Source organism: Vibrio zhugei (assembly GCF_003716875.1).
GTDB classification, from domain to species: Bacteria; Pseudomonadota; Gammaproteobacteria; order Enterobacterales; family Vibrionaceae; genus Vibrio; species Vibrio zhugei.
The window spans coordinates 912,466-928,342 of sequence record NZ_CP033078.1; the positions used below are offsets into that span (position 1 = coordinate 912,466).

At 45.8% G+C, this 15,877-nt stretch carries 19 protein-coding genes; 16 read left to right on the forward strand and 3 right to left on the reverse strand.

Annotated features, from left to right (window positions below):
* Positions 1 to 6: 6 nt before the first annotated feature.
* The 14 genes from EAE30_RS09505 to EAE30_RS09570 all read left to right on the forward strand — a co-directional run bounded on the left by EAE30_RS09505 (position 7) and on the right by EAE30_RS09570 (position 10,943).
* Positions 7 to 783 carry a ParA family protein gene (locus tag EAE30_RS09505; RefSeq protein ID WP_123015703.1) on the forward strand — a complete coding sequence of 259 codons (777 nt, stop codon included), beginning with the start codon at positions 7 to 9 and terminating at the stop codon, positions 781 to 783.
* A complete protein-coding gene (locus tag EAE30_RS09510; RefSeq protein ID WP_123015704.1) occupies positions 776 to 1,915 on the forward strand; it encodes a chemotaxis protein CheW in 1,140 nt (379 codons plus the stop codon). Before EAE30_RS09505 ends, EAE30_RS09510 begins: the two co-directional genes overlap by 8 nt.
* Before the next feature lie 38 nt (positions 1,916 to 1,953).
* The gene (locus EAE30_RS09515; RefSeq protein WP_123015705.1) at positions 1,954 to 2,448 is read left to right on the forward strand and encodes a chemotaxis protein CheW; all 495 of its coding nucleotides are present in this window, start codon (positions 1,954 to 1,956) and stop codon (positions 2,446 to 2,448) included.
* A complete protein-coding gene (locus EAE30_RS09520; protein WP_123015706.1) occupies positions 2,448 to 2,954 on the forward strand; it encodes a DUF2802 domain-containing protein in 507 nt (168 codons plus the stop codon). Before EAE30_RS09515 ends, EAE30_RS09520 begins: the two co-directional genes overlap by 1 nt.
* A gap of 185 nt (positions 2,955 to 3,139) precedes the next feature.
* Positions 3,140 to 3,763, forward strand: coding sequence for a cytochrome c biogenesis heme-transporting ATPase CcmA (ccmA, locus tag EAE30_RS09525; RefSeq protein WP_123017318.1), 624 nt, complete (start codon positions 3,140 to 3,142; stop codon positions 3,761 to 3,763).
* A complete protein-coding gene (ccmB, locus tag EAE30_RS09530) occupies positions 3,760 to 4,428 on the forward strand; it encodes a heme exporter protein CcmB (protein ID WP_123015707.1) in 669 nt (222 codons plus the stop codon). The genes ccmA and ccmB overlap by 4 nt, the downstream gene beginning before the upstream one ends.
* Positions 4,429 to 4,493: 65 nt before the next feature.
* Complete coding sequence (locus tag EAE30_RS09535; protein WP_123015708.1) at positions 4,494 to 5,237, forward strand: heme ABC transporter permease; 744 nt, start codon at positions 4,494 to 4,496, stop codon at positions 5,235 to 5,237.
* Positions 5,238 to 5,239: 2 nt separating this feature from the next.
* A complete protein-coding gene (gene ccmD / locus EAE30_RS09540) occupies positions 5,240 to 5,446 on the forward strand; it encodes a heme exporter protein CcmD (protein WP_123015709.1) in 207 nt (68 codons plus the stop codon).
* Positions 5,443 to 5,925, forward strand: coding sequence for a cytochrome c maturation protein CcmE (ccmE, locus tag EAE30_RS09545; protein ID WP_123015710.1), 483 nt, complete (start codon positions 5,443 to 5,445; stop codon positions 5,923 to 5,925). Before ccmD ends, ccmE begins: the two co-directional genes overlap by 4 nt.
* Positions 5,922 to 7,874, forward strand: a complete 1,953-nt coding sequence (locus EAE30_RS09550; RefSeq protein WP_123015711.1) for a heme lyase CcmF/NrfE family subunit — start codon at positions 5,922 to 5,924, stop codon at positions 7,872 to 7,874. The genes ccmE and EAE30_RS09550 overlap by 4 nt, the downstream gene beginning before the upstream one ends.
* Positions 7,871 to 8,434, forward strand: coding sequence for a DsbE family thiol:disulfide interchange protein (locus EAE30_RS09555; RefSeq protein ID WP_123015712.1), 564 nt, complete (start codon positions 7,871 to 7,873; stop codon positions 8,432 to 8,434). The genes EAE30_RS09550 and EAE30_RS09555 overlap by 4 nt, the downstream gene beginning before the upstream one ends.
* Positions 8,431 to 8,913 (forward strand): cytochrome c-type biogenesis protein, encoded by a 483-nt coding sequence (locus EAE30_RS09560; RefSeq protein WP_123015713.1) that lies wholly within the window; start codon positions 8,431 to 8,433, stop codon positions 8,911 to 8,913. The genes EAE30_RS09555 and EAE30_RS09560 overlap by 4 nt, the downstream gene beginning before the upstream one ends.
* Entirely contained in the window at positions 8,910 to 10,127 is a 1,218-nt protein-coding gene (gene ccmI, locus EAE30_RS09565) for a c-type cytochrome biogenesis protein CcmI (RefSeq protein ID WP_123015714.1), read from the forward strand. Before EAE30_RS09560 ends, ccmI begins: the two co-directional genes overlap by 4 nt.
* A gap of 60 nt (positions 10,128 to 10,187) precedes the next feature.
* Positions 10,188 to 10,943 (forward strand): MlaA family lipoprotein, encoded by a 756-nt coding sequence (locus EAE30_RS09570; RefSeq protein WP_123015715.1) that lies wholly within the window; start codon positions 10,188 to 10,190, stop codon positions 10,941 to 10,943.
* 12 nt (positions 10,944 to 10,955) lie between these two features.
* On the opposite strand, the gene EAE30_RS09575 is transcribed toward EAE30_RS09570, so the two are convergent.
* The 3 genes from EAE30_RS09575 to sodB form a co-directional block, all read right to left on the reverse strand.
* The gene (locus EAE30_RS09575) at positions 10,956 to 11,618 is read right to left on the reverse strand and encodes an SDR family oxidoreductase (RefSeq protein WP_164711821.1); all 663 of its coding nucleotides are present in this window, start codon (positions 11,616 to 11,618) and stop codon (positions 10,956 to 10,958) included.
* Positions 11,619 to 11,793: 175 nt separating this feature from the next.
* The gene (locus EAE30_RS09580) at positions 11,794 to 12,297 is read right to left on the reverse strand and encodes a VC2046/SO_2500 family protein (RefSeq protein ID WP_123015717.1); all 504 of its coding nucleotides are present in this window, start codon (positions 12,295 to 12,297) and stop codon (positions 11,794 to 11,796) included.
* Between the two features lie 158 nt (positions 12,298 to 12,455).
* Complete coding sequence (gene sodB, locus EAE30_RS09585; protein ID WP_123015718.1) at positions 12,456 to 13,040, reverse strand: superoxide dismutase [Fe]; 585 nt, start codon at positions 13,038 to 13,040, stop codon at positions 12,456 to 12,458.
* A 368-nt stretch (positions 13,041 to 13,408) separates the two neighbouring features.
* Here sodB and EAE30_RS09590 point away from each other — a divergent pair, with 368 nt between their 5' ends.
* On the forward strand, positions 13,409 to 13,747 hold the full coding sequence (locus tag EAE30_RS09590; RefSeq protein ID WP_123017319.1) for a Grx4 family monothiol glutaredoxin: 339 nt from the start codon (positions 13,409 to 13,411) through the stop codon (positions 13,745 to 13,747).
* A gap of 87 nt (positions 13,748 to 13,834) precedes the next feature.
* On the forward strand, positions 13,835 to 15,820 hold the full coding sequence (locus EAE30_RS09595) for a DNA topoisomerase III (RefSeq protein WP_123015719.1): 1,986 nt from the start codon (positions 13,835 to 13,837) through the stop codon (positions 15,818 to 15,820).
* Positions 15,821 to 15,877: the final 57 nt, after the last annotated feature.

Below are 15,877 nucleotides of genomic sequence, written 5' to 3' on the forward strand. Positions count from 1 at the left end.
GATGGAATGATTGTTTGGAGTGTTGCAAACCAAAAAGGTGGCGTTGGTAAAACAACGACAACAATTACCTTAGCTGGATTACTCAGTAAGCAAGGCAAACGAGTATTGCTTGTTGATACGGATCCGCATGCGTCTTTAACGACGTATTTAGGGTATGACGCTGATGGTATTGCATCGAGTTTGTTCGACCTTTTCCAGTTGAGAGAAATTTCTGCTCAAGCGATCAATCCGCTGATTCTTGAAACGGATGTTGAAGGAATAGATATCATTCCTGCGCATATGTCATTGGCAACATTAGATCGTGTTATGGGTAACCGCAGTGGCATGGGGTTGATTCTAAAACGTGCTCTGGCAACTTTACGTGATCAATACGATCATGTACTTATTGATTGTCCTCCCATTCTTGGGGTCATGATGGTCAATGCGCTTGCGGCCAGTGATCGTATCTTAATTCCAGTACAAACGGAATTTTTAGCGATGAAAGGCTTGGAGCGTATGATTCGTACACTGGCAATCATGCAAAAGTCTCGGACGCGTGAGTTTAAAGTGACCATTGTACCCACCATGTATGACAAACGTACCAAAGCATCGTTGCAAACGCTCACGCAATTAAAACGAGATTATCCGGATAAAGTGTGGACTTCAGCCGTTCCGATTGATACCAAGTTTCGTGATGCCAGTTTAAAGCGTTTACCGGCCTCTCATTTTGCAGAGAGCAGTCGTGGCGTGTTTGCTTACAAGCAGTTACTTGTTCACTTAGAGAGGCTGGCGATCGATGAGTAATCAGTCTGCATTATCAAGCGAGCAAGCTCTGGATGAGTATTTTTCTTCGCTACTTGCGGAAGAAAGTAGCATGGATGAAGCCGATGAAGAGGGTCTTGAAGACTTGGCGGTTGGGGAGGAACCACAACCCTTACTACAAAGAATGCCCGCTTTAGAACCGGCGTATTCTCCTTTTTTAGATGATGATATTGAAGAACTTCCTGGTGCCAATCTGGAAGAAGTACAGCGCCTTCTCAGTCAGCTTGAAGGTTCTAACCCGGTTGAAGAATTAGACCTCGATGAGGTGCTCGAACAAAATACGATCAATATAGCTCAAGAGACCGTCGAGCCCAGTGCAAAAGAAGCCATCACTGAGACGTTTAAGGAGCCCTCTGTTGAGGATGAGATTCAAGAGTGGGATACGGCAATGCTCACTGAAGATCAAGAAGGTGAGCCGCATCACCACGAGAAGCTTGAATCTGTAACAGAGCCTGTAAGTGAGGCTGCCCTGAACACTGAGCGGGTCGATACCGTGGCGATTGAAGATGAGAGTTCGCTAACAGCTTCAGATGAGCCCGCGACAAGCACTGTTGAAAGCGAGAAAAATACTGCTATTGTTGATAGTAATACTGAGAATGAAACAGAGTTAGACACTGCATCAAAACAGGGGTTAGACAGTCGTTCTTGGACAAACCCAATAAGACAAGAAGCCTTTCAGGTTTTATATTTTGATGTGAATGACGTAACGTTTGCGGTTCCTCTCGATCAGCTCGGTGGCATCAATAAGTTAGGTGAACCGAGTCATTTAATTGGCCGGCCACGTTGGTATTTAGGTTTACAGACCCAGCGTGATCAACAACTTGATGTTGTTGATACGGCAAAATGGGTGATGTCTGAAAAGTTAAAAGATGACAGTCATCAAAAGGCCTATCAGTATATTGTTATGCTTGGTGAAAGTATGTGGGGCCTAGCATGTACTAAACTAATGGGTACAGAATGGCTTGATTCGGAAAGAATACGCTGGCGAGAACAAGTTGGAAAGCGTCCTTGGCTCGCGGGTATGGTTAAAGATAAAATGTGTGCGTTGATCCATGTTGATGCATTAATCGCTATGCTCAATGCTGGCCTTGATGTTAAAGCGCTCGATAAATAAGTAGTTTTTGTCGGAGACGGCATAGAGAGGAAAAAGGTATGTCTCAAAACCAAGTGATAGAAGTAAAAAAAGAAAAATCAAATGATGAAATACTTCAGTGGGTAACGTTTCAGCTCGAAGAAGAGACTTACGGCATTAACGTAATGCAAGTTCGCGAGGTGCTACGTTACACAGAAATCGCTCCAGTTCCCGGTGCGCCTGATTACGTTATTGGTATTATTAACCTACGCGGTAACGTTGTGACGGTCATCGATACACGTGCACGTTTTGGATTAATGACCGGCGAAGTGACGGATAATACCCGTATTATCGTTATCGAGTCTGAGCAGCAAGTGATCGGCATTTTGGTGGATAGTGTCGCTGAAGTGGTTTACTTACGCTCTTCTGAGATCGATACCACGCCAAGTGTGGGTACAGATGAAAGTGCTAAATTCATTCAAGGTGTGAGCAACCGTGACGGTAAGCTGTTGATTCTTGTCGATTTGAATAAGTTACTGACCGACGAAGAATGGGATGAGATGAATCACCTATAATGATGACTTGGGCTTGGTTTACACCTCCTGTTATTGCAGGAGGTTTTGTCGTATTGACGCTTTTATTGGTGGCTGGTTTGGTGCAGTTGCGACGAGCTTTGTATCGTAGTCAAGACAGTGCTCGTCAGCAAATACGCGCACTGGATAAGGAACTCAATAAAGCCAATAAACAGTTGCTTGAGGTTCGTTCTGTGGTCGTTGGACTTGGTCAGCGAGTGTCTGAACAAAAAGACATTATTGCGCACTTAAATGAACGGCTTACTGAATTAGAACATGAAGATACAGATGGTCGTTTGTATAGCCGTGCCAGTAAAATGGTTAAGCTGGGCGCTGATTTGGACGAGTTAATATCCGAGTGTGAATTACCCAAAGCAGAAGCGGAATTGATGATGTCGTTACAAAACAAGTTAGCGGGTAAAGAGACGATTCCACCGCTAACCAGCGATCCTGACGAAGATTTAGGCAGTCGTACTGCGTCGCGTCGCCCTTCTCGCAAATATCGTTAAAACCATGCTAATGCCTTGTTTTTGGCATGGTTTTTTGTCTGACATAAAAGTTAAGGCAATACCGTCATAATAATGTATTCAGCCTGCTGATACGTTAAGTTATTAAGGACATGTCGCTCCCTTCAAAGCTATATAGACATCCACTGTTTATGTTAGTATGTAGAAAATTCCCTTTAAATATGACCATGCTAACTGTCCAAGACCTTACGGTTTATCGTTCTGATAAACAATTATTCAATCAGCTTACCTTCGAGTTGCGTCCCGGTGACATTGTACAAATCTCTGGCCGTAATGGCGCAGGGAAAACCACGTTACTCAGAACGATTGCTGGATTAAATCCGGCCGACAGTGGTTATGTGTCTTGGCAAGGTCAGTCGTTAAATCACTGCCGTGATAGCTATTATCGAGATATGATATTTTTAGGCCATGTGATAGGGCTAAAGCGTGAGTTGAGTGCGATTGAGAACTTGACGTTTTATCAGACGATGCAAAACATGGGCACGGATATCGAGGCGGTTTTTGCAGCGCTGGCGAAAGTCGGTTTAGCTGGACGCGAAGATTTACCGATTGGACAGTTATCTGCGGGGCAGCAGCGCCGAGTGGCGCTGGCTCGTCTCTGGCTGAGTCAACAAACGCTGTGGGTTCTTGATGAACCCTTTACTTCTATTGATAAACAAGGCATTCGTGTGCTTGAAGCATTATTTGAACATCATGCTAAGCAAGGTGGCATGATCGTATTAACCAGTCATCAAGATGCATTATTGGCTCATACCCAGCTCAAGCACATTCGTTTAGGTGACGTATCATGATGGCGATGTGCATCGCGGTGATTCGCCGCGAATTGATGGTGGCTTTTCGTCGCAAAACGGACATTTTTAATCCACTGTGGTTTTTTATCTTGGTCATCACGTTATTTCCATTAAGTGTTGGGCCAGATCATCATTTACTGTCCCGAATCGCCCCCGGCATCATTTGGGTAGCGGCATTGTTGTCAGCATTGTTGTCTTTAGAGCGGATGTATAAAGATGACTTACAAGATGGCGCTTTAGAACAACTGATGCTCATGCCATTACCATTGCCCGTGAGTGTATTTGCTAAGATTGTTGCGCATTGGTTACTGACGGGGGTGCCTTTATTGGTGATAAGCCCTGTATTGGCGATTTTATTGTCGTTGGATTTTAATACTTGGTTGGCGATGGCTGCAACGTTGTGTCTGGGAACTCCTGTTCTGAGTTTTATTGGCGCCATCGGGGTCGCATTGACCGTTGGGCTTAACAAAGGGGGAGTACTATTGAGCTTGTTAGTTTTGCCTTTGTATATCCCTGTTTTAATTTTCGCCACCTCGGCAATGGACGTGGCCGCCATGGGCGGTCAATATTCGGGGCAATTGGCCATCTTAGCGGCAATGGCCATCTTAACCATGGTGTTTGCGCCACTGGCGATCAGTGCCGCGTTACGAGTCAGTGTGCGTTGATTGTTTCACCAATCACATCGCATCAATAATAATAATTGTTAAATTTTGGAGCAGGGAGAACAGCAATGTGGAAATGGCTTCATCCGTATGCCAAACCAGAGCGGGCCTACGAACTGTCTGGTAAATTCATTCCTTGGATGATGTTAGCAGCGATGCTGAGTCTCGTGGTCGGTATTGTGTGGGGGCTGGCGTTCGCACCAGCGGATTATCAGCAAGGCAACAGTTTTCGGATCATCTATATCCACGTTCCCGCAGCGATTTGGTCGATGGGCATTTATGTCGCGATGGCGGTATGTGCATTAGTGAGTATTGTATGGCAGCAACGTCTCGCCAGCGTGATGATGCGCGCGATGGCTCCAATTGGTGCGGTATATACTTTTATTGCCTTGGTTACAGGCTCTATTTGGGGGAAACCCATGTGGGGCACGTGGTGGGTTTGGGATGCCCGCTTAACGTCTGAGCTTATTTTGTTGTTTCTCTATCTTGGTGTGATTGCCTTATATCAATCTTTTGATGATCATAAGTCGGGGGTTGATGCCGCAGGCATATTAGCCCTAGTCGGCGTGGTGAATATCCCAATCATTCATTATTCGGTTAACTGGTGGAATACCCTGCATCAGGGACAAACGATCAGTAAATTCGGTAAGCCTTCTATTGCCCCCGATATGCTCTGGCCTCTGCTGATCAATATATTGGCCTTTGCATTATTGTTTTCTGCGTTAGCGTTGATACGTTTTCGTAATGAGTTGCTGTTTATTGAGCGACACCGGAAATGGGTGAAATCCATCGCCTCATCAAAAGGAGCATAAGTGTGTTTTTTAATTCTTTGCATGATTTTTTCATGATGGGGGGATACGCCGCCTATGTCTGGAGTGCGTTTGGCATTACTTTCGTGAGTTTAGCCATATTAATCCTACTTAGTGTGACTCGTCACACTCGTATCTTAAATGATGTGCGTCAACAGCAAGCTCGTGAAGCTCGCATTGAACGTGCCAAAGCGATGGAGAATACATTGTGACCCCTCGTCGAAAAAAGCGCTTAGCGGTGGTCAGTGTTATTGTGGTGGCAGTTGCGCTTGCCATTAGTTTGATGATTTACGCGCTGAATCAAAATATGAATCTATTTTATACGCCCAGCCAAATCATTTATGGTCGAGATGGTCATATTCCCAAAGTGGGGGATCGTTTACGTGTCGGCGGAGTTGTTGTCGCTGGTAGTGTGAAACGCAATGCTGATAATTTGTACGTTCGCTTTAAACTCAAAGACATTGGCCCAGATATCACGGTTGAGTATCGCGGTATCTTGCCGGATTTATTTCGTGAAGGGCAGGGCATAGTGGCTCAAGGTGTTCTTGTTGACGCGCATACAGTCAAAGCGGCGGAAGTGCTTGCTAAGCATGATGAAAAATACATGCCCCCTGACGTAGAAGATGCCATGAAAGGGAATGACGCTTTTAATAAAGCACAAGCCGAGAAGCGTAAGGAATCTCAACCATGATCTCAGAGTTAGGCCATTTTGCATTAATCTTAGCCGCCGTCATGGCTGTGCTATTGAGTGTCTTACCTCTAGTGGGGACTAAAAACCAATCGGCGGCACTCATTAATACCGCTCGTCCATTAGCCTTAGGCATGGCCGCGTTGATTTCCTTTTCGTTTTTTGCCTTAGCATGGGCATTTTACGTGAATGATTTTACGCTTGCGTATGTGGCGCAAAACTCCAATAGCCAGCTACCTTGGTACTATCGTCTCACTGCGGTGTGGGGCGCACACGAAGGGTCACTATTGTTGTGGATATGGATTCAAAGCCTATGGACGATTGCCGTTGCCATGGGCAGCCGAGCGTTGCCGCAAGACGCGGTAGCACGTGTGCTATCGGTCATGGGGATGATCTGCAGCGGATTTCTCGCCTTCATTATTTTTACCTCAGATCCGTTTACGCGGACTTTGCCGTATTTCCCCGTGGATGGACATGATCTCAATCCGTTATTGCAAGATCCCGGACTGATTATTCATCCACCAATGCTTTATACCGGTTATGTGGGATTCTCTGTGGCCTTTGCATTCGCCATTGCCGCATTGATGACAGGCAAACTCGATACCGTGTGGGCTCGTTGGTCTCGTCCTTGGACGACCGCAGCATGGATGTTTCTTACGGTCGGTATTGTTCTCGGATCCTGGTGGGCCTATTACGAACTCGGCTGGGGAGGCTGGTGGTTTTGGGATCCCGTTGAAAATGCATCACTGATGCCGTGGATAGCCGGTACCGCACTCTTGCATTCATTGGCCGTGAGCGAAAAGCGTGGCACGTTTAAAGCTTGGACGGTGTTGTTAGCCATCATTGCTTTCTCACTTAGCCTTTTGGGTACCTTTCTTGTGCGATCGGGTATTTTAGTGTCCGTGCATTCTTTTGCCTCGGATCCGAGTCGCGGTACCTTCATTTTAAGCTTATTAGTGATTGCCATTGGTGGCTCGTTGACGTTGTTTGCGTTCAAAGGGCATAAGATTCGTTCTGCTGGGCAGTTTAATCTGATTTCACGTGAAAGTGCGTTGTTAACCAATAATATCTTGTTGATGGCGGGGTTAAGTACCGTACTACTGGGCACGCTCTTGCCCCTAGTTCATAAACAACTTGGATTAGGCTCGGTCTCCATTGGTGCGCCTTTCTTTAACTCAATGTTTGCATGGCTGGCCATTCCTTTTGCTCTATTGCTTGGTGTCAGCCCATTACTGCGTTGGAAGCGTGGGCGTTGGCAAGCATTGATAAAGCCGGTCCTTATCAGTGCGGTGATTGCGGTGATTGGGGCGTATGGCGCGGTAGCGATGCTTGGCCAACATTTCAGCACGATGGCCTACATTGGTTGGTTACTGGCGGTGTGGATTATTGTCTTGCACGGTTACGAAGTTTTCTTAAGAGCGACTCATCGTCACCGTTTTTGGACCGGGCTTAGCAAAGTGCAACGCAGTCATTGGTCGATGTTGATCGCGCACTTTGGTTTGGCTGTCTCAATTATTGGTATTGCCATGGCGCAGAATTACAGCGTTGAAAAAGACGTACGTTTAGAGCCCGGACAAACCTTCCAATTACTGGGGTATCAGTTCCGTTTTGATGGTCTAAAAGGGTTACGAGGGCCAAATTATGAGGGTTACGAAGGGCAATTTAGCATCAGTCATGAGGGCAAAGTCATCAATACACTTTTTGCTCAGAAACGTCGCTATACCGTCTCCAACTCTATGATGACTGAGGCGGCGCTGGATACAGGGTTTACCCGTGATTTATATATCGCTTTAGGGGAACCCATTGAGAATACCCAAGCCTGGGCGGTACGAATTTACTACAAACCATTTATTCGTTGGATATGGAGTGGTGGACTGCTGATGGCGTTGGGAGGATTGCTTGTTGTGACAGACCGCCGTTATCGTTTTCAGCGTCAAGGAGTGACATCATGAAAAAAGCGATTATTTTCTTACCGTTAATCATTTTCTTGGTGCTAGTGGGTATTTTCGCCGGTCAGCTTTTTGATAACGCTAATGGTGATGAACCGACCAAATTGGAGTCTGTATTAGTGGGGAAATCGGTGCCTGAGTTTACATTGCCCGATCTGTTTGATCCGCAAAAACACTATGACCAGCGTTTGTTTACACAACAGCACGCTCCCGTATTACTCAATGTATGGGCGACTTGGTGTCCAACGTGTAAAGCCGAGCATCAATTTTTGAATACGCTTGCCAACCAAGGTGTGACCATCATTGGATTAAATTATAAGGACGATCGCCAAACCGCTGTTACTTGGCTTGGGGAACACGGTGACCCTTATCTGTTGTCTATCTTGGATAAGCATGGGTCTTTGGGGTTGGATTTAGGCGTTTATGGCGCCCCAGAAACCTTTATTCTTGACCGCCATGGTGTCATTCGTCATCGTCATGTTGGGGAAGTGAATGCGCAGAACTGGCAAGCGGAATTGAAACCTGTCTATGATAAGTTAGTCGCAATGCAGGAGGAGCAATGAAAGCGTATTTTCTCTTAGCATGGCTACTGACTTTGTTCAGTTTATCAGCGAGTGCTGCGATCGATGTGTATCAATTTGACTCTCCAGCCCATGAAAAACAATTTCAAGAATTGAGTCATACCTTACGTTGTCCTAAATGCCAAAATAACTCCATTGCCGATTCCAATGCAGCACTTGCCAAGGACTTGCGGTATAAAGTTTATGCAATGACGAAAGCGGGCAAATCGAAGCAAGAGATCGTCAATTACATGGTCGCACGTTATGGTGAGTTTATTACCTATAATCCGCCAGTGACAACAGGCACGATCATGTTGTGGGGTGGGCCGATTCTCGTCGTGTTTTGTGGCGTGATATTTTTAGTGGTGCGGGCTCGTCGTAGTCCGCAAGCAGATTCACCGGAGTTCAATGATGAGGCTCATCAAGCCTACGTGGATACATTGATCCGTAATGCAGAAAATGACAAGGAGCTTAATAAATGATTGGCTTTTGGCTCTTTAGTATATTGATGATCGCGATAGCATTTGCTTGCGTCGCTTACCCATTTTTTCGAAAAACACGCAACGATGATCCTGAGCAGCGCGCTAAATTAAATGCGGAATTTTATCACCATCGCTTACATGAAATCGCAGCCGAAGAAGACGAAGGCGTCATTGATGACCGTGATGTGTTGGTAGAAGAATTAAAAAGCAGCTTGGCCCATGATGTGACGCCGCTTGATGCCACACACCGAGACGGCACAGCCCGTTCTTGGCCAGTTAAGCGCCTATTGTTCGCTGTGCTTATCGTAATGGTTGGCGCTAGTTATAGTATTTATGCGTATGTAGGGAGTTACCCCCAACTCGCCCATTGGCAGTCAATAAACGCCAATATAGAACAAATCCCTGCACAACTGAGAGCCGCGCAAGGTCAGGTTAGTCAAGAAAAGATGCAAGATTTGATTTTAGGGTTACGTACCAAGCTTTACCATCACCCCGAGCAAGCTCAGGGATGGAATTTACTCGGGCATGTGGCGGTTTCCGGTCAAGATAGTCGTACCGCGCTAGGGGCGTTAGAAAAAGCGTATCAATTACAGCCCGATAATATCCGCTATGAGCTTGATTACGCTCAAGTATTAATTTTAAGCTCCGATAAGGCTGCACAAGCTAAAGGTCGTCTCTTGTTACAGCAGAGCATTGAGCAAGATAAAGGTGATCTAAGGATGTATTCTTTATTAGCGTACGATGCCTATCAACACCAGCATTATACGACGGCCATTAAGTACTGGAAGCAGATGCAACAATCTCTTGCCTCAGATGATCCTCGTTATGCTAGTATTGCACAGAATATCGACAATGCGACTGTCCGCATGGATAACGACTTATCGGTCAGTGTTCCTGTTAACATTGATTTTCCTTCGTCCTTGTCTTTTCCTGAAGGCGCAGCGCTGATTGTTTCGGTGCTGTCTGATGATGGAAATCCAATGCCTGTTGCGGCTGCAAAATATACGAAACAACCGTTCCCACACCATGTGGTCTTAACGGATAATAATAATTTGGTACCGCAACGTCGTTTATCTCAGCAGAAACATGTCATTGTTAAAGTGCGCATTGATTTGGATGGGGATGTGTCAACCAATTCGGGGAACTGGATTGGACAAAGCCAGCCATTATCAATGGGAGATGCCGTCGATATTGCGTTAACAAAACAGAAATAATAGTCATCGTCAGTTGTCTTAACTTAATAGGCAAAATAAGCCTATAAAAACGGAAAAATTATGATTAATCGCTTCATTCATATCGCTTTCTTCGGCGTGTTATTGGCGTTAGCCGGATGCAGTTCGACACCGAATAATGAGAGCGCCGATTCTCACAGTAACATCAGTGATCCTTTGGAAGGCTTTAACCGAACGATGTGGGATTTTAATTACAACTATTTGGATCCCTACGTTTTGCGCCCAACGTCGGTTGCCTATGTTGATTATGTGCCTAAGCCTATTCGCAGTAATATTTCGAATTTCTTTGGTAACCTCGATGAACCATCGAGTATGATCAATAACATCATCATGGGAAATGGTAAGCAGGCACTCAATCACTTTAACCGTTTTTGGATCAATACGACTTTTGGTGTGTTAGGCTTATTTGATGTGGCGTCTGCTGCGGGGATTGAAAAAGAAAGTGACCGCCAATTTGGCGACGCGATTGGTCATTACGGTGTGGGTAAAGGCCCTTATGTGATGCTGCCAGGGGCAGGGCCTTATGCGTTAAGAGATTCTACCGATGTCGTCGATTCCTCTTATTTTCCGCTGTCCTACATCAACATCTGGACCTCATTAGGGAAGTTTGTCTTTCAAGGGCTGGAAAGTCGCGCGTCATTGATTTCGCAAGAGCCTATGCTGGAAGACTCACCTGATCCTTACTTATTTACTCGTGATGCTTATATGCAGCACTTGGATTTCAAAGCGCAAGTGACCAAGGATGACTACAATGCGGCTGAAGAAGCCAAAATGGACGATTATCTTGAACGATACTAAGCGCGTAGTGGTTTAAGTCGTCACGACTCGCCCGCTAAAATAATCATTCGCCACAATGTATTCGGTGTGGCGAGTGAGTTCTGCATAGTCATGGTGTTGACCGTGTTTGCTTTGACTGTGCGGAATTACCCCGCCAACCCGAATTTGATAGGGCAGTAACTCTTTTGCCCAGCTTTGAGTAAAGCCCATCAACATGGCATTGGTACTTTCCATGGCATGCTCATCATTCACTCGATTAAATGATACCGTATTAATAATCACGCCTGGGTGACTGGATTGGCGCATTCGCTGCGCACAGCGCTGTCCAAAAACAAAAAAGTTGTTTGTCATTCGCCCCCACTGGGTCAAGCAGGCATTAATGTGCTCTGAAGCGAGCAGCAGAGAAGGCGGCGCGCTGTTGGGCCAGTGATTGATTAGGATATCCGGAGCTTGTTGATAGGTCTGCTCGATATATTCTAATAAGGCATCGACATCATCGGTTGGGGTGGTCGAAAGCGTATATGAGATTGTCGATGCTTTGAGAGCATTGCATAGGGTATGCGTCTCTTCAAGTAAATGAGGTTGGTGATCACAAAGCACCAACTTTGCTCCTAGCTCCGCGTAATGCTGACTTAACATTCGTCCCATCGCCGAACCTGCTGAGGTTATCAGTACCACAGCCCCTTGTATTTTCATAAATGGCATCCTTGTCAGTCACTTGAACGCATACCTGCGTTTGTTGATAGATGTAGCATGCGCAATTACCGACTTCAGCGGTGTGAAATTGGTCAAATAAATTCATTCGTTCATATTTTAAGGTGTCAAAGTGAGGGGTGGCACAGCTATTTATAACATTAATGAAATTAGGGTCTTACACTTGAGCGCGCAGTTGGTCACAGCGCATCGCAGTATTCAACTGTTGATATAAATCGGCAGGAAGGCTTTTAGTGGGTTCGCGTTCAGCGAGGTGGCGCCGATCATGACCGGATAAATTATGATACACCTCTTCAGGAAGATTGTGGGTGTCTTCCGGTAAATAGGTGAGTGCATCGGGTCGCAAATAATGGCTCAGCTTGGCACTGGCTAATCCACTGCCGTGAAAGAGAGTCGCTTGCGCTTCCGCAATGGCATAAGAGCTTTGATCATTGCGCAATGCTTGTGGTGGTTGCAATTGAAAACGTTGACGGAGTAAGTCGTCCGTGGTCACGATATCGTCAACTTTTTCGACCGGGGTATTGTCTCGGACATCACCGGAAAACATCGCAAGCATCAACGCAAAATCGGCACGACGCCGTTGATGTACAGCATGGTTTATCCCATTACCGACGGTCAACTCGTTGATTAAAGCCGCTTTGTCTATAGTGTGTACTTGCATGAGGTTCTCCGTTGCTTACCGATAGTAACGGCTTGATTATCAGAAACTTTAGTGGAGAAGCCTTAATTAATCACAAAAGAGGGAGTGAGGGGATGGAGCTGAACATAAAAAAGCCTGCATACGCAGGCTTTTATCATCGAGACGTTAACGTAACAAACTTATTTTGCTAGGTTTTTAGCAACAAAGTCCCAGTTAACTAGGTTCCAGAATGCTTCCATGTAGTTAGGACGTGCATTACGGTAATCGATGTAGTAAGCGTGTTCCCAAACATCAACAGTCAGTAGCGGGGTAACACCGTCGTCAGTGAGAGGGGTCGCCGCGTTTGATGTGTTAACAATTTCAACAGAACCGTCAGCTTTTTTCACAAGCCAAGTCCAGCCAGAACCGAAGTTCGCTACTGCATTGTTTGTAAATTGAGTTTTGAATTCTTCGAAAGAACCGAATGCTGCGTTAATAGCGTCAGCAACATCGCCCGTTGGTTCGCCACCCGCTTGTGGTGCAAGACAGTTCCAGTAGAACGTGTGGTTCCATACTTGAGCTGCATTGTTGAATACGCCACCAGTAGAAGTTTTGATGATCTCTTCTAGAGATTTATCTTCAAATTCAGTACCAGGAATTAGACCGTTAAGTTTCACAACGTATGTGTTGTGGTGCTTATCGTAGTGGTACTCAAGTGTTTCTTTTGAGATATGTGGTTCTAGCGCATCTTTAGCGAAAGGAAGTGCAGGTAGTTCAAATGCCATTGCTCATTTCTCCATTTAGTTATGTTGGAAAGAGCGAACTCTTTCAATGATTGCTTCCAGTATTATTGTTTTACCCTTAGGCACGAACAGTATAGCTCATACTTTAGGGTTAATCGTCTTTCGACTGACTGAGATCATTTTAGCAACTTTTTACTTTATTAAAAGCCTGATCTGTATAAAATCTGTGAAATCACACTATGTTAGCATTCGCGCTTATTGTGTCACTTTGATGAAAAGTTGGCAGAAATATTGTCAACATGGGGCTCACCCCGCCTGTTCAAGTAAAGCCCTTACGTAAAGAGGGCTTTTTATTCTGTGGTAATGATTTAGAATATAGCGATAAACAAAACCTATCTATCGAGGAAGCAATGGAAACCATCGACAAAATTAAACAGCAGATCTCTGAGAATGCCATCCTTTTGTATATGAAAGGCTCACCAAAACTACCAAGCTGTGGTTTTTCATCGCAAGCTAGCCAAGCTCTGATGGCGTGTGGTGAGAAATTTGCTTACGTAGACATCCTGCAAAATCCGGACATCCGTGCTGAGTTACCAGTTTATGCACAGTGGCCAACCTTTCCACAGCTGTGGGTTGAAGGTGAGTTGATTGGTGGTTGTGACATCATTTTGGAAATGTTCCAGAAAGGTGAACTAAAAACCTTGATCGAAGAAGCCGCAGCCCGTAACGCAAGCGAAAATGAAGACTAATACTGTACAAAAAAACAGTTTTTCTTGATTTTATAAGGCCACATTCGATAATGTGGCCTTAGTTTTTTATGAAGAGTGCCAAGTCACATGTCGCGTTTGTTTATTGCTGAGAAACCAAGCTTAGGGCGGGCAATTGCCGATGCCTTACCGAAACCGCAGAAAAAGAACCAAGGTTGGATTACCTGTGCAAACGGTGACATTGTGACGTGGTGTATCGGACATTTGTTAGAGCAAATCGAACCGGATGGCTATGACGAACGTTACAAAAAATGGCACTTAGATGATTTGCCGATCATTCCTGAAAAGTGGCAGTTACGGCCACGAAAAGCCGCCAGCAAACAACTCACCGTGATCAAAAAACTGGTTAAGCAAGCCGATGAAATTGTGCATGCAGGCGATCCCGATCGTGAAGGGCAGCTGCTCGTTGATGAGGTGATTGATTATTGCAAGCTACCAAAGGGCAAGAAAGCGGCCGTTGAACGATTACTCATCAATGATTTAAATTTACCCGCGGTGAAAAAAGCATTAGGTCAATTGCGCTCTAATCGAGAGTTTATTCCGTTGTCTGTTTCGGCTCTTGCTCGTTCACGTGCTGATTGGTTATATGGCATGAATATGTCGCGAGCTTATACCTTACTTGGGCAAAAAGCTGGCTATCAAGGGGTGCTCTCTGTTGGACGAGTACAAACGCCAGTATTAGGGCTTGTCGTACGTCGCGATGAAGAAATCGAACACTTTGTTCCTAAAGACTACTTTACGGTTGATGCGCTGATCCCTTACCAAGGGCAGCAAGAGGTTTTTGATATCCGTGCTCGCTGGAAACCGAGTGAAGCCTGCCGACCATGGCAAGATGACGATGGGCGAGTATTGAATCGTCAGTTAGCAGACAATGTGGTCAAGCGTATCCAAGGTCAGCCGGCCACGGTGACGGAATCGGAGCAAAAGCAAACTCGTCAAGCCCCGCCTTTGCCTTACTCTCTCTCTTCATTACAGATTGATGCTGCGAAGCGCTACCATTTGAGTGCCCAGCAAGTTCTCGATGTGTGTCAGAGTTTGTATGAAAAACACAAAATGATCACTTATCCGCGCTCAGATAGCCGCTACTTACCTAAAGGGCACTTAAGCGATGTTTCTAAGGTGACGCAAGCCATTGCGAACAATGCAAGTGAATTGCAATCTGCCGTGAATGACGCGGATTTAACGCTGCAATCTAAAGCATGGAATGACAAAAAAGTGGATGCGCACCATGCCATAATTCCGACGCCGAAACAAACAACGGGCAACGGTTTATCGGGGGATGAGATGAAAGTGTACCAACTGATTGCCCGCCAATATTTACTGCAATTTTATCCCGCTGCGACGTACGCAGAGTCCAAACTTGTTTTTGATATTGCTGGTGGTGTGTTTATTGCTAAAGGAAGACAACTGGTCAGTGCAGGCTGGAAAGCCTTGATGGGGAAGCAAGAGGAAGACAGTGGTGATATTGATACGGTGCCAGCGCTCGATAAAGGGACGATATTAACCTGCCGAGAAGGAGAGCTCGCAGCCCGTAAAACCGAGCCGCCACGCCCATTCACCGAAGCCACACTCTTACAAGCCATGACAGGCATTGCGCGTTTTGTTGAGGATAAGAATTTAAAGAAAATACTCAAAGATACCGATGGTCTTGGTACCGAGGCGACGCGCGCGGGAATCTTAGATACGTTGTTCAAACGTCAATTATTATCTCGGCAGGGGAAAGTCATTGCGAGTACGCCAGCAGGGCGGGGGTTGGTGCATGCGTTGCCCAGTGAATCCACGTATCCCGATATGACCGCACACTGGGAGCATCAGCTTCAGGCGATGGTGGAACGAGAGCAGGCTTATCAGCCGTTTATGCATACGCTGCAACAGCGTATTTGCCAACTGATGCAACAGGTAAAAACCAGTCCTGTTCCCGACTCGCTGCGGTCACTGCCCAAAGTTGAACGCCCCGCATTTAAACGGCGTCGCTCAGGCAAATCAAGCGGTAGCAAATCAGCCACCACGGCGAAGCGTAGCCCAACTCGAGGGCGTCAGTCGCCGGGTAAATAAAGACCTCGTCTCAAGGCACAATGGCTTGAAACGAGGTTTAATGTCAGGTGTGCTTGC

Excerpts from the sequence above, each read along its gene's own strand:
- EAE30_RS09505 (WP_123015703.1), top strand. The coding sequence starts at position 7 with ATGATTGTTTGGAGTGTTGCAAACCAAAAAGGTGGCGTTGGTAAAACA.
- EAE30_RS09510 (WP_123015704.1), top strand. The coding sequence starts at position 776 with ATGAGTAATCAGTCTGCATTATCAAGCGAGCAAGCTCTGGATGAGTAT.
- EAE30_RS09515 (WP_123015705.1), top strand. The coding sequence starts at position 1,954 with ATGTCTCAAAACCAAGTGATAGAAGTAAAAAAAGAAAAATCAAATGAT.
- EAE30_RS09520 (WP_123015706.1), top strand. The coding sequence starts at position 2,448 with ATGATGACTTGGGCTTGGTTTACACCTCCTGTTATTGCAGGAGGTTTT.
- ccmA (WP_123017318.1), top strand. The coding sequence starts at position 3,140 with ATGCTAACTGTCCAAGACCTTACGGTTTATCGTTCTGATAAACAATTA.
- ccmB (WP_123015707.1), top strand. The coding sequence starts at position 3,760 with ATGATGGCGATGTGCATCGCGGTGATTCGCCGCGAATTGATGGTGGCT.
- EAE30_RS09535 (WP_123015708.1), top strand. The coding sequence starts at position 4,494 with ATGTGGAAATGGCTTCATCCGTATGCCAAACCAGAGCGGGCCTACGAA.
- EAE30_RS09550 (WP_123015711.1), top strand. The coding sequence starts at position 5,922 with ATGATCTCAGAGTTAGGCCATTTTGCATTAATCTTAGCCGCCGTCATG.
- EAE30_RS09555 (WP_123015712.1), top strand. The coding sequence starts at position 7,871 with ATGAAAAAAGCGATTATTTTCTTACCGTTAATCATTTTCTTGGTGCTA.
- EAE30_RS09560 (WP_123015713.1), top strand. The coding sequence starts at position 8,431 with ATGAAAGCGTATTTTCTCTTAGCATGGCTACTGACTTTGTTCAGTTTA.
- ccmI (WP_123015714.1), top strand. The coding sequence starts at position 8,910 with ATGATTGGCTTTTGGCTCTTTAGTATATTGATGATCGCGATAGCATTT.
- EAE30_RS09570 (WP_123015715.1), top strand. The coding sequence starts at position 10,188 with ATGATTAATCGCTTCATTCATATCGCTTTCTTCGGCGTGTTATTGGCG.
- EAE30_RS09575 (WP_164711821.1), bottom strand. The coding sequence starts at position 11,618 with ATGAAAATACAAGGGGCTGTGGTACTGATAACCTCAGCAGGTTCGGCG.
- EAE30_RS09580 (WP_123015717.1), bottom strand. The coding sequence starts at position 12,297 with ATGCAAGTACACACTATAGACAAAGCGGCTTTAATCAACGAGTTGACC.
- sodB (WP_123015718.1), bottom strand. The coding sequence starts at position 13,040 with ATGGCATTTGAACTACCTGCACTTCCTTTCGCTAAAGATGCGCTAGAA.
- EAE30_RS09590 (WP_123017319.1), top strand. The coding sequence starts at position 13,409 with ATGGAAACCATCGACAAAATTAAACAGCAGATCTCTGAGAATGCCATC.
- EAE30_RS09595 (WP_123015719.1), top strand. The coding sequence starts at position 13,835 with ATGTCGCGTTTGTTTATTGCTGAGAAACCAAGCTTAGGGCGGGCAATT.